Consider the following 13358-nt stretch of genomic DNA (forward strand, 5'->3'; position numbering starts at 1 on the left):
TCTGGTTGCAAACAGGCGTTTATATCCGTTTGTACGTACCGTTGGCTTTATTAATTTTGGTCGTCGGCGGATTCCGCTACTACCTCCTGATCGATACGGAGGTGATTGACGCTCGTCAGCGTTCTGCCGCTGAGATGCGTCAGGTCGCCCATTTTTTGATACCGACCTTGAAAGAACTCTCTGCAACACAGCAAAGTACCCAAATACAAGAACTGATCGCTCATGAAATTCAAACCAGCGATCAAATTAGCGACATCCGCTGGCACTACTTGAGAGGTTCACCTGTTCACATTCATAGCCAGAACCGTCTGATTGCGGCACCGCAATGGTTTGTCGCGCTTCTCCAGCTAACAGAATCCTCTTTTGTCCAGCAATTGGATTCCGCGCAGGGGATTGAGGCAACACTGGAGATTTATACCTCGCCAGCAACGGCGATAAACACTATCTGGTACAAAGTGCGTACACAGGCAAAAGTCTCTGTCGCGATCATTTTCGCCATTTTCTTTCTATTAACTCTGATACTGAGGGCTAATGCCAAAACTCTGGCGGAATTAGCTGCAGCGACAGTCCGGTTCAAGCAAGGCGAACATGCCGTCCGCATGAAAGTTGCCGGCAGCGTGGAATCCCGTGCATTGGCAAACACGTTCAATAGCATGACGGAGGAAGTGCAGAAATTATTTCGTTCGCTGCAGCTGAGCCGGCATGAGCTTGCAAGTGAAAAAGAACGAGTAGAGACGACGCTCGCATCAATCGGTGAGGCGGTGATCAGTACCGATTTGGACGGACGCATTTTAACCATGAATAAGGCGGCAGACCAGCTCACAGGCTGGCAGCGCGATGATGCCGTGTCTGTACCGATGCAGGAGGTATTTATTCTTCTGGATCTTGATGCGCAAGAAAAAATGCATGAATTCCTGGTGCAACTGGGTGTCGGGGTTGATGCGTTGCAATTCAGTAATCAGACGTTGATTGACCGTAGCGGTTTGTACCATGAGGTTGATTGCACCGCTGCACCGATCAAAAGAGACGACGGAACCGTTATCGGTTGTGTTCTGGTGTTTCGTGATGTCAGCGAAAAACGCTTGCTGATGCAGCAGATATCCTGGCAGGCCGGTCACGATAAATTGACTGGACTAGAGAACCGCAGTCTGTTTTCTGAACGTCTGAAGCTTGCCATCATGCAGGCAAATGTACGTCAGCACTGGCTCGCGGTGTGTTTGTTGGACATCGATCATTTTCAATTGATCAACGAACAGTATGGGCCGGAGATCGCGGATAAATTGCTGCAACAGGTTGCCAGGCGCTTAGAAATTTTTGTCGGTGCCGGTAATTATGTGGCTCATCTGGGCGGCGATGAATTTGTCGTTTTGATGCAGATTCAAAAAGAGGCGATAGATCTGAATCACCGTCTTACGCCCTTACTGGAGGAATTATCACGTCCTTATCAATGCGAGCAAAAACAGATCGCCTTGACCAGTAGTGTGGGCGTAGCGACTTATCCGCGTGACGATATCAATCCCGATACTTTATTGCGCTGTGCCGATCAGGCCATGTATCAGGCAAAGCTGAGCGGGCGGAATCAATTTCACCTATTTGACGCGCAACAAGATCAGCAAGTCCGCACTCATCACAACCAAAGGACCAGGATCCGTAGTGCTTTATTGGATGGTGAGTTCCGTTTGTATTTTCAGCCCAAGGTGAATATGCGCAAAGGGCAGATTATCGGAATGGAAGCGCTGTTGCGCTGGCAGCATCCTGATCAGGGAATTGTCGGGCCCTTACAGTTTCTACCCATGGTCGAGCATACTGATTTAATTATTTCTATCGGTGAATGGGTCTTGCAGCAGGCAATGGCGCAATTGCTGAAATGGTCGGTAGCACATAAAGATTGGGTAGTCAGCGTGAATATCGCTGCTAGACATTTTCAGTGTGCAGATTTTTTGAGTAGCCTGACCGCGATTCTGGCGCAATATCCTGAAGTTTCTCCCTCTTCATTAGAGATCGAGATTCTGGAATCGGCGGCGATTCAGGACATGCAGCACGTACGCGAAGTGATGATCGCATGCCAGCAACTGGGCGTCCGCTTTGCTTTAGATGATTTTGGGACGGGTTATTCGTCATTGGCGTACCTGAAGCGTCTGCCAGCAAATATTCTGAAAATCGATCAGAGTTTTGTGAGGAATATGCTAGGTGACCAGGAGAACCTGGCTCTGATCAGTGCAGTGATTGGTCTAGCCGATGCATTCAGGCGCGAAGTAATTGCCGAAGGTGTTGAGAGCCCGGAACATGGCGTCGCTTTAATGGAGTTAGGCTGCGACTTTGCTCAGGGTTATGGCATCGCGCGGCCTATGCCGGCAGATGCCGTAGATGGATGGGCAAACTCATATAAGCCAGCCGTAGCCTGGGCCTTGCAGGGGGAGGAATTATGATGCCTATAAGCGTCAGTAGCTGATGATGAAACGGCAATTGATAATGCCGTTCATCATTCGATGTTGATCATGTAAGTTCTCTGCTTATTGATTGTTTAATAAATTGCACGCATTCTAAATTGTCGGCCTTTGATATTGCTGCGACTCAGCTTTTCTAAGGCTTTTTCCGCAATATGACGATCCAGTGCAACGTAGGTCATAAATTCGAATACATTGATTTTGCCCACCTGCTCTTTGCGTAAGCCAATGTCAGCAGTCAATGCACCAAGCAAGTCGCCTGGCCGTAGCTTATCTTTTTTTCCGCCCATGATGCAGATGCTGACCATCGGTGCTTGTAATGCACTTCTTGGGGCGTCCGGATTGTTATCGAGTTCGCTGAGTTCGTGCCACCGCACGGCCTCGCCCTGATATTCTTCGATCAGTTTTACCCATTTTTTTTCGCCAGGCGTTGCCAGGCTAAGTGCCAAGCCTTTTTCTCCTGCGCGGCCAGTCCGGCCAATACGGTGGATATGAACTTCGGTATCTTTGGATACGTCTACATTAATGACTGCGCCGAGAGTTTGTATATCCAGGCCGCGTGCAGCAACATCGGTCGCGACCAGGACAGAGCAACTTTGGTTGGCAAAGCGCACTAATACCTCATCACGATCTCTTTGCTCCAGGTCGCCATGCAGCGCCAGCGCGCTAATTCCTTGCGCCTGCAACTCGTCGGTCAGTTCCTTGCAATGGATTTTGGTATTACAAAAAGCAATGGTGGATGCCGGTTGATAATGGTTGAGTAAACGGGCAACCGCTGCGTTACGTTCTTCTGGCGTCACCAGATAAAATAATTGCTCGATATGGTTATCGTTGTGCTGCGACTCAACTTTTACCTCGGCAGGATCGCGTAAAAACTGCTCACTGGCTTTGCGAATATCGTCCGGATAGGTTGCCGAGAACAACAAAGTCTGACGACGTGGTGAACATGCTGCGACGATGCCATAGATGTCTTCATAAAACCCCATGTCGACCATACGGTCTGCTTCATCCAGAACTAATGTCTGCACCGTGTTCAGATTAATACTGCCGCGTCCGATGTGATCCAGCAAGCGGCCCGGTGTGCCGACGACGATGTGGGCTCCATGTTCAAGTGAGGCAATTTGCGGTCGCATGGCTGTGCCACCGCACAGGGTTAGTACCTTGACATTCTCAATAGAGCGGGCCAGACGGCGCAGTTCATTGGATACCTGATCCGCCAGTTCGCGGGTAGGGCAGATCACCAGGCCCTGAATTGCGAAATAGGTAGGATTTAATTTCGCCAGAATGCCTAAGCTGAATGCTGCTGTTTTGCCGCTACCAGTTTTGGCCTGAGCGATCAAGTCACGCTGTTCTAAAATAATCGGCAGACTGGCTGCCTGAATAGGCGTCATCTCCTTATAGCCAAGACTATCCAGATTGGAGAGCAGAGCGTCTGACAAGGGCAGGCTGTTAAATGCAGTCTGGTGTGCAGTCTGATGTTCGGTTTGATTTGGCATAGGGCTTGATTGAACTTATATCGGTGGATTTGGCAGCGTCAGCAGGATCGGCAAATTAGCAGAATTGACCGGATACGCGCAGTCTAACATTCATCGCAGGATCATCGACCGGTGGTTCTGCGTGTAAGCTGGCTCAGCGCCAGATAGGTAAACCACTCAGATCCTTATTTTCATCATGTTGCCATGCCGGCAGTCCGCTGTGATCGACAGGGGATAGTGCGTGAAGCAAATCAAGTTGTACCTGCTTTGGCATTTTAGCCTTGCGTTTGACCAGCTTATTACCGGCTTGTTTCGTATGGTCCAACTCCGCCGCCAGATTATGATGAAATCCCGGCAGTTCTAATGTCGCAGTATCTTTGGTATCTCTCATCGCATATTCGTGTTTCTCAGGGGTTACACTTTTAGAATGCGAAAATAAAATAGCCATACGCCGAGAACAATCATCGGCATATACAAAAATAAGCTTGGAAAATGTGCGGACGCACGAAAATTGGTTGCGGGGGCAGGATTTGAACCTACGACCTTCGGGTTATGAGCCCGACGAGCTGCCAGACTGCTCCACCCCGCGTCTGAGGGAGCGAATTGTACCTTGGCACGGCGTGCGGCACAATCTATTACTGAATTTATTTTATATCAGACTGTCTCTGCGTATTTTTGACGTCAAGCAAAGTGCATCGACTTCATCTAGATTCATTTGTTTTTCATCATAGTCATGTATGCTCAACATAAAAGCTTCATCAAATGCATGCATAATAGCTAGCTTTGATAGCCCGACTTATTTCAACTATTTTCATGTATTTATACGCCCTTGATCAGGAAGTGAATCGGCTGGAGACGGAACTGACGACCCTGACTGGTGCCTCACGCATCGGTCAGCTGGTGCTTCTCGCCTGGTATTTGCGACAGCGGGATAGTAGCCGTGCGTTGTCTTTGGTGAATGAGGTCGATAATTTATTACGTAATAGTCCACTCATGCCTGACCAGCGCAGAGTTGTCCGCGCTCGCATGGCAATTATCCGCGCTGAAATCGCGGCATTATTTCGTGAGTTTGAGCAGGCAGAAGAGTTACTGCATAACGCGAGGACCGTGTTTCTTGCTATGAGCGATTTGATTGGTGAAGGCGATACTGCCTTGACCGAGTCTGTACTCGCATTGGAGCAGGGACAAATGGAGCGTGCAGGCGCAGCCGCCCGCCATGCCGTTAATCGCTTTCAAATGAGTGGCGACGTATTGCGTCACCGTCTGGCACATGCATGGGCAATATATTTGAGCGCTTACTCGGATGCCGACAATGCCAATCATCAGTTGCAAGAGCTGATTGCCCTTAGTCCGGAGCCGCGTCATCCAGCTCTTGCCGCATTAATTTCGGCGGCGCAAGGTGAAATGCTGTTTTCTCCTGAATTAACCCGTTCAGCAGTCATGTATTCGCAGGCCAGTGAATTTGCCAAACAGGCAGGTCTGGTGCGGCTGGCAATTATGGCGGCATCCAATGCAGGTGTATGTTTGCAGAAGCTGGGTGATTTTGACGAGGCTGCCGCCAGTTATGACTGGGCAGTGTCGCGTGCACGGCAAACTGGCTGGCCTGCGCTGATCGGTTTTAGTCTGATGCGTCTCGGCGAGTTATTGCGCCATCTGGGACAGCTCGACCAAAGTCGGATTGTGTTGCAAGAGGCATTGGAAAGTCTGGATGCGAACAAGAGTGGCATCCATAAAGCGATTGCGCAGGCGGAATTAGCCAATACCCTATTGCTGCAAGGCGATGCCGAGGAGGCCGCACGTTATTTTGCATCAGCAATTCGTTTGTATCGTGAGGCAGGTTCCAGAAATAATCTGGCAGAACATTTAATCTGTTATGCCCGCGCTTTATCTGCGTCGCATCAGCCAGAACTCGCTCTGGCTGCAATCGCCGAGGCGCAGCAACTGATTATCGAGCCCGCATTTAATGCGCTGGGCGTCGACATTAGCGAAGCGATGGCGGAAATACATGGGTTGCATGTTTTGCCTTATCCGTCTCCGATGACAGCGCCAAATATCATATTGCATTATCTAGAGGAGGCGCTGAGTTTTGGTGCCTCTTTGCAAGGCTGGATGGCTCCCTCGAAATTACTTTTGTCCCTGGCAGAGGCATGGTCTGAGGCGGGAGACGGACAGCGAGCCTTTGATTATGCAAAACAGGCCATTGCGGCAGATCGCCGTGAACGCACCAAGCAAGCAAGCAACTGGGCAACTCTGATGCAGGTGCGTTACGAAACTGAGTGTGCCCGTGCAGAGGCTTTGCATCATCAGCAATTGGCTGCGACCTTGATAGAAACGACACAGACCCTAGATTTGTTGAGCAAAATCGGCCAGGAAATCACTGCAGATTTAAATCTCGATAGCGTTTGTAAAACCTTGCATCGCCATCTCGAAGCCTTACTGGATGCGACAGACTTGTCGATCTGGTTGCTTGCCAGTGACGGCATCGGTCTGAATCTTTATCACAAGGTTGAAAATGGTGAGGTTCAGGCGATTCAGACCTTGGTTCCTGATAAAAATACACGGCATGCAGCACGTTGTGTGACAGAAGGACAGGAGCTTTTGTTTGAGATGGATGGCGTCAGCGCGGGGGATAATGGGACGCATGCATCCAAAATCCGTACTGCCTTGTTTGGGCCTCTGGTAGTCGGAGACCGAGTATTAGGCGTTATGTTGATACAGTCGCTTAATCAGTCCGCCTATGCCGAGCGTCAGCGCCTTATCTTCCGCAGCCTGTGCGCCTACGGTGCAATTGCTCTGGACAATGCGCATGCGCATCACGATCTGCAAAAAACGCAGATTCAGCTCAAACAAGTGCTAAAAGAATTGGAAGAAGCTAGCCTCACGGATCCGTTAACGGGTTTAAAGAATCGCCGCTTCTTGTCGCAGAATATCGAAGCAGACGTCGCGTTAAGCGTCCGTAGTTATCAGGCATCATCACAATCCTCATCGCAGTCTCAGCCGCAATCTTCATTAACTGCTGACGAGACACCGGGGCCTAAGGATACGGATTTACTGATGTTTCTGGTCGATCTGGATCATTTTAAGCAAGTCAACGACAAGTACGGCCACGCTGCGGGAGACGCGATTCTGGTGCAGATCCGCCAACGGTTACAGCAAGTATTTCGTGATTCGGATTACCTGATACGCTGGGGTGGCGAAGAGTTTTTGATTGTGGCACGTGGCACCTCCAGAGACCGAGCCGAAGAGCTGGCTGAGCGGGTCAGGAATATTGTTGCTGAAATTCCTTTCCAGCTGGAGGGCGATTTATTTATAGGGCAAACCTGTTCCATCGGGTTTGCGTGTTTCCCCTTTGTTAAAGCCTATCCACGAGCGATCGACTGGCAGGACGTCATTGATATCGCCGATATCGCCTTGTATTCGGCCAAGCATTCGGGGAGAAATGGCTGGGTTGGTTTGCATGCGGAAGAGCATGCCTGGCCGGAGCTGCTGCTGTGCACCTTGAAAGCCGATGCGCAAACGGCGATACTAAATAAAGAGTTACGTTTATCCACGAATAAATTACAAGAATCCGTGTTGAGCGCGATGGCGAAGAAACCCGAAGACTGACGTAGTGCTTGCCTCTGCATGGCAGCAGGTCATCTCCCGGGTGTAAAAATAAAATTAAAGAAAGCATGTATTTCATGGAATACCCTGTCATTGACACCCAAATTTCACCAGATGGTCGCCTTGAAATTTTATCTAAGGCCGAGGTACAAAAACTACTCGATACCAGCCACAGCGGCTTGTATCAACTGTTTCGCCGTTGTTCGTTGGCGGTATTAAATTGCGGCAGCGGTCTGGACGACGGTAAGGAGTTGCTGGAGCGTTACCAGAGCTTTGATATCAGCATTGTGCAGCGTGAACGCGGTATCAAGCTTGACGTGAAGGGTGCTCCGGCCAGTGCTTTTGTTGACGGTGTAATGATCAAAGGTATACAGGAACACCTGTTCACCGTGTTGCGCGATATCTTGTTCATTCATGGCGAGATAGAAGACAGTCCGAAGTTTGACCTCGATACTACGGAAGGCATCAGCGACGCTGTTTTCCATATTTTGCGTAACGCCAATGTATTACGTCCACAGACCAATCCGAACATGGTCGTGTGCTGGGGCGGACACTCAATCTCCGGTGTCGAATATGATTACACCAAAGAGGTCGGTTACCAGATGGGTTTGCGCGCACTGGATATTTGCACAGGTTGCGGTCCCGGTGCGATGAAAGGCCCGATGAAAGGCGCAACCATCGGTCATGCAAAACAGCGCATACTCGGTGGACGTTATCTGGGAATTACCGAGCCAGGCATCATTGCCGCCGAGGCGCCGAATCCGATTGTCAATGATTTGATTATTTTGCCCGATATCGAAAAACGTCTTGAGGCTTTTGTCCGTGTCGGACATGCTATCGTAGTATTTCCCGGCGGGGCAGGCACTGCTGAAGAGATTTTGTATATCTTAGGTATTTTGTTGCATCCAGAGAATGCGGATTTGCCTTTCCCGCTAATTTTTACCGGACCGGAAAGTGCCAAGGATTATTTCCGTCAGATTGATCAGTTTATCGGTGATACTCTTGGTGCAGAAGCGCAAGCTAAGTATCAGATCATCGTGAATGATCCGGCGTTGGTCGCGCAGGAAGTGCAGGCGGGAATTAAAAAAGTCAGAGAATTCAGAAAAACCAGAGGTGATGCGTATTATTTCAACTGGCTGCTGAAGATCGATACCGAGTTCCAGAAGCCTTTTGATCCTACGCACGATAATATGCGTAATCTGGAATTGCATAAAAATCAAAAAAATCATCTACTGGCAGCTAACTTACGCAGAGCCTTTTCCGGCGTTGTGGCGGGGAACGTCAAAGATCAGGGAATTCGTGCGATCGAAAAGCACGGACACTTCGAAATCAGAGGAGATGTTGCACTTATGGAATCGATGGATGCCCTGTTAAACTCATTTGTTGCGCAAAATCGCATGAAACTTCCCGGTAAAGCGTACACGCCGTGTTACCGCGTTATAAAATAAGTGCTGGCAGCACAATTTGATGTAGTCAGAGGCAACGCAGTAATACTTCTCTCTGACTGCAAACATGATCGACTCCCTAACCTTTGAGGATGACAGACATGAGTATCAGTAGCGTACAACAGGAAGTTGATGAACGCACCAACCTGACTGGTTCTAATAAATTCGAGCTGCTCTTGTTTCGTCTGGGTGGTGACGCCACTGGCGACCGTTCAGAATTATTCGGTATTAATGTGTTCAAGGTGCGCGAGATCGTTGCCATGCCTGTTATTACAGCAGTGGCTGGCGCGATGCCGCATAACTTAGGCGTCGTCAATTTGCGAGGGCAAATCATTCCGGTGATTGACCTGCCATCCGTAGTCGGCTGCAAACCTAAGACTGGCCTGAACATCATGCTTGTCACCGAGTATGCTCGTTCAACTCAGGGTTTTGCGGTGGAATCGGTCGAGGAAATTGTCCGTCTGGACTGGAGCCAGGTATTGTCGGCGGAGTCGAGTGCAGGCGGTGGCATGGTCACCAGCATTGCGCGACTGGATGGCGATGTCGAAGATACCCGTTTAGCGCAGGTACTTGATGTCGAGCAAATCCTGCGTCAGATTGCACCTAAGGATGGTAAGGATGTGGACCCTGAAACGATAGGATCAAAAATCATTATCAAACCGGGTACCGCGATTCTTGCTGCTGACGATTCCGCTGTCGCTCGCGGTTTGGTCGAGCAGGCGCTGAATGCCATGGGTCTGCAATTCATTATGACTAAAACAGGCAAAGAAGCCTGGGAACGATTGCAGGCAATTTCAGCTGCAGCGCAGGCTGAGGGTAAGACCGTATATGACAAGATCGCCATGGTATTGACCGATCTGGAAATGCCGGAAATGGATGGATTTACTCTCACCCGTAATATCAAGCAGGATGACAGATTTAAATCCTTGCCAGTAGTCATTCATTCATCTCTGTCCGGATCAACCAACGAAGATCACGTCCGCAGTGTCGGTGCGGATGCCTATGTGGCAAAATTCGTGGCAGAAGAATTGGCGGCGACGATACGTGAAGTCTTACGCTGAAATAATGACCTCTCAGCATAGAGAGTCAGGATGACTTTGGACGTTACGGCTCTCTGACATATAAAACATAAAGGGCGCTGTCAGCGCCCTTTATGTTTAGAACTGAGCCCATCTATTGCGTCAATCTATTGCATCAATTATTCATCAATTTTATAGACAAGCAATATTCAGGAGACTAGCGATCTGCCGGGACTTGTGCCGGAACCCGTTGCCAGCCAGAGGGGCAGCTTTTTATTGCAGGGTAAAATCCGTCCGGATTATGGCAATAGTACCAGTCGCCGTTGCCTTGCTGCGGTACGCTGGGACTGACATAGGTAGTTGTGCCAGACGACGTGCTAGTGACCGCCGGACCTGAGTAGCTTTGCTCAATGTAGACAGTCTGCGGTACGGTCGTTACTACCGGTGCGACAACAACTTCTGGATAATAGCGGTAAGTAGTCGGATAATAGTAAGGGCTGCCATAGTAATAGCTACTTCTGACGATGGGAAATGGATTGACATAAAGTCCTACACCCCAGCGCGGACCATGATAAAAGTGAGGGTGGTCTGCCCAGGCGATGTTGCTGCTTGTTGCAGCAAGTAATGCCAGCGAGCAAAGCACGGATTTTGTCCAGTTCATCATTAACCTCTTCAGTAAAATATAACTATAAGCATAGCAAGTTTAGGACGAAATGCATCGTCGTGCAGACCGAATTACAGCTTGTTACCAAATGAGCCATGAATAAACAAACTTGTTACTTGAGGTCGCACAGTGCCTAGTGACGCAGTATGAATACCACGAACGATTTATAGCCTTTATAGGCTTAACACGCTTAATGCGCTTACAGTGTTTAATGTGCTGAATGTATTTAACACTGTGCACCCTGCATAAGTGACAAACAGGATACAGAGCGAAGTCAGGCTCTTCCCCCACACCAACAGACTAAGGAACCAGCATGACCTATGAAGAATATTTAGATGAAGTCACCACCTTAATGACCGAGATGTATGATCTTAGCGACCAGGCAGCGATTAAGTATGTGATGCGCGCTCAGGCCGCAGACTATTTTAGCTTGCACGATGATCATCCGGAGATGCGTACTCAGGAGCGTGCAGTGCAGGACGCGAAAATAGTCTTCGAACAAAGGAATAAATCACGTCCGGAAATTTATCGTAAATAGCATGAAGACCGTTCTGGATCTCGCTACCTGGAACCGGCGCGAGCACTTTGCCTATTTTTCGCAATTTGAAGAACCTTTTCACGGTATTGTCGCTCACGTGGATTGCACTTTGGCACGGCAATATTGTCAAGAGCGGCAATTATCATTCTTCCTGTTTTATTTGTACCAGATAGTAAAAGCCGTCAATCAAACGGATGCCTTGCGATACCGGATTGAAGACGGGAATGTCGTCGATTACGCTAGGATCAATGCGTCTGCAACGGTACAGCGCGATGATCATAGCTTCGCTTTTTGTGATTTTCCGTTTGAGCCGTCGTTTTTAGCATTTGTTTCGGGTGCCGAGGTGGCAATGACTCGTGCCCGGCAAACTAGCGGCTTAGGTTTTAATGCAGAAATGGCCCGCAATGACGTCATCCATTTTTCCGCAATTCCCTGGATCAGTTTTACTGGGCTTACACACGCCAGGCAGTTTAAGGAAAAAGACAGTGTGCCCAAAATATCCGTCGGAAAATATCTTGAACAAGACGGTAAACTTATGATGCCTGTCGCTGTTTTTGCTAATCATGCTTTAGTGGATGCCTACGATGTTCATTTGTTTTTGCAAAAACTCGAATCCTTGATGGAGCAGCCGCCAGAAGAATGAATTTGGCCGAATCTAGCCAATTCTCGCTAATTCTGACCGCTAGCATCGCCGCCGACATCGACTGTTGATGGGGCTGCGATTGAAATACACTCTGAGTTCACTCTCACCTCGATCAATCACAGCGTGCTGTGTTGTCTTACTTCTTTTTGGTACTCTTGTTATGTCATTTTCTTCACTTGGTTTATCTGCCGCACTGGTTAATGCAGCCCAAGAGCGCGCTTATCGCGAGCCCACGCCTATTCAGACAACCGCGATTCCTGCCATTTTAGCGGGACGCGATGTGCTGGCGTCGGCTCAGACAGGATCTGGCAAGACCGCAGCTTTTTGCCTACCTTTGTTGCAAACCTTGGTGAACAAGCCGCGTGGTGAGACCCGAGCCGTCCAGATATTGATCCTGGTGCCTACCCGCGAGCTGGCAACCCAAGTCGGTGAGACTTTGCGCATCTTAGCGCAACATCTGCCACAGCCCGTCAAACTCGCAGTACTGTTCGGCGGTATATCGATTAATCCGCAGATGATGCATTTACGCGGAGGTGCCGATATCGTGATTGCCACGCCAGGTCGTTTGCTTGATCTGGTGTCGCATAATGCGCTGCAACTTTCTGCGGCACGTACGCTGGTATTGGATGAAGCTGATCGTCTGCTCGAATTAGGCTTCGCGGACGAGTTGCATCAGGTAGTAACATTATTGCCTGTACAAAGACAAAATTTGTTTTTCTCCGCGACTTTTTCTCCACAAGTTACTTTGCTGGCAAAGACTATGCTGCACGATCCTGTTCAGATCGAGATCGCAACCACAGCGGATACTGCACCCGACATTCAGCAGCGCGCAATTGTGGTCGATGCCAAACAGCGTACACAGTTATTGCGGCACCTGATTACCAGCGAAAAATGGCCGCGTGTGCTGGTCTTTGTCGCGACCAAATATGCGGCCGATCTGATTTCGACCAAACTGCGTCGTGCGGACATCAATGCCGAAGCCTTTCATGGCGAGCAAAGTCAGGGTAAGCGTAGCCAGGTGCTCAGCGATTTCAAAGCATCCCGGCTCAAGGTGGTGATTGCGACCGACGTAGCGGCGCGCGGTATCGATGTCAGTCAGCTCCCGGTGGTGGTGAACTATGATTTGCCGCGCTCCAGTGAGGATTACACACACCGTATCGGACGTACCGGCAGGGCAGGAGAGTCGGGTCTTGCAATCAGTTTTGTCTGTGCCGACAGTGCGAATGAAGCGCATTTTCGCTTGATAGAACAACGACATAAAATCAAAGTAGCACGCGAGTATATTCCTGGTTTTGAGCCCACCTTGGATGGCGCTGCATCCGGCGTGGCGGCATCTGATGCCACTGTCGTTGTTGCCGTCAGTGATCCGAATGGGGGTATCAAGGGAAAACGTCCGAGCAAGAAAGATAAGTTGCGCGCTCTCGCCGCTAAATCTGAGTAATTCAGCCTCGGGAGAGTATTTCAATAGGGATCTTCTAAAACTCTTTTCATCCATATTTTCTGGAGCCGTTTGCTCCGACTACT

10 protein-coding genes and 1 tRNA gene are annotated in these 13358 nt (G+C 49.4%); 7 read left to right on the forward strand and 4 right to left on the reverse strand.

The features are described from left to right. Window positions 1–29: 29 nt before the first annotated feature. Entirely contained in the window at window positions 30–2429 is a 2400-nt protein-coding gene (locus ACO0K3_RS00570) for an EAL domain-containing protein (RefSeq protein ID WP_422980951.1), read from the forward strand. Window positions 2430–2524: 95 nt separating this feature from the next. On the opposite strand, the gene dbpA is transcribed toward ACO0K3_RS00570, so the two are convergent. The 3 genes from dbpA to ACO0K3_RS00585 form a co-directional block, all read right to left on the reverse strand. Continuing rightward, window positions 2525–3943, reverse strand: coding sequence for an ATP-dependent RNA helicase DbpA (dbpA, locus tag ACO0K3_RS00575; protein ID WP_422961138.1), 1419 nt, complete (start codon window positions 3941–3943; stop codon window positions 2525–2527). Window positions 3944–4076: 133 nt separating this feature from the next. Then, a complete protein-coding gene (locus tag ACO0K3_RS00580) occupies window positions 4077–4313 on the reverse strand; it encodes a hypothetical protein (RefSeq protein WP_422980953.1) in 237 nt (78 codons plus the stop codon). Between the two features lie 121 nt (window positions 4314–4434). Then, a tRNA-Met gene (locus ACO0K3_RS00585) sits at window positions 4435–4511 on the reverse strand. A 224-nt stretch (window positions 4512–4735) separates the two neighbouring features. Between ACO0K3_RS00585 and ACO0K3_RS00590 the strand changes: the two genes are divergently transcribed. From ACO0K3_RS00590 to ACO0K3_RS00600, 3 genes are all read left to right on the forward strand, one after another. After that, window positions 4736–7528: a diguanylate cyclase domain-containing protein gene (locus ACO0K3_RS00590; RefSeq protein ID WP_422980955.1), complete on the forward strand. Its 2793-nt coding sequence runs from the start codon at window positions 4736–4738 to the stop codon at window positions 7526–7528. 74 nt (window positions 7529–7602) lie between these two features. Then, window positions 7603–8973: a nucleotide 5'-monophosphate nucleosidase PpnN gene (ppnN, locus tag ACO0K3_RS00595; RefSeq protein ID WP_422980957.1), complete on the forward strand. Its 1371-nt coding sequence runs from the start codon at window positions 7603–7605 to the stop codon at window positions 8971–8973. 104 nt (window positions 8974–9077) lie between these two features. Next, window positions 9078–10031 carry a chemotaxis protein gene (locus tag ACO0K3_RS00600; RefSeq protein WP_422961162.1) on the forward strand — a complete coding sequence of 318 codons (954 nt, stop codon included), beginning with the start codon at window positions 9078–9080 and terminating at the stop codon, window positions 10029–10031. Window positions 10032–10206: 175 nt separating this feature from the next. On the opposite strand, the gene ACO0K3_RS00605 is transcribed toward ACO0K3_RS00600, so the two are convergent. Continuing rightward, entirely contained in the window at window positions 10207–10653 is a 447-nt protein-coding gene (locus ACO0K3_RS00605) for a hypothetical protein (RefSeq protein ID WP_422980959.1), read from the reverse strand. A 313-nt stretch (window positions 10654–10966) separates the two neighbouring features. Between ACO0K3_RS00605 and ACO0K3_RS00610 the strand changes: the two genes are divergently transcribed. From ACO0K3_RS00610 to ACO0K3_RS00620, 3 genes are all read left to right on the forward strand, one after another. Then, window positions 10967–11191, forward strand: a complete 225-nt coding sequence (locus ACO0K3_RS00610; protein WP_422961133.1) for a hypothetical protein — start codon at window positions 10967–10969, stop codon at window positions 11189–11191. Window position 11192: 1 nt separating this feature from the next. Further along, window positions 11193–11834 carry a CatA-like O-acetyltransferase gene (locus ACO0K3_RS00615; RefSeq protein WP_422980961.1) on the forward strand — a complete coding sequence of 214 codons (642 nt, stop codon included), beginning with the start codon at window positions 11193–11195 and terminating at the stop codon, window positions 11832–11834. Window positions 11835–11994: 160 nt separating this feature from the next. Beyond that, entirely contained in the window at window positions 11995–13275 is a 1281-nt protein-coding gene (locus tag ACO0K3_RS00620; RefSeq protein WP_422980963.1) for a DEAD/DEAH box helicase, read from the forward strand. Window positions 13276–13358 lie beyond the last annotated feature (83 nt).

The organism is Undibacterium sp. Rencai35W (assembly GCF_049340185.1).
Classification (GTDB): Bacteria; Pseudomonadota; Gammaproteobacteria; order Burkholderiales; family Burkholderiaceae_D; genus Undibacterium.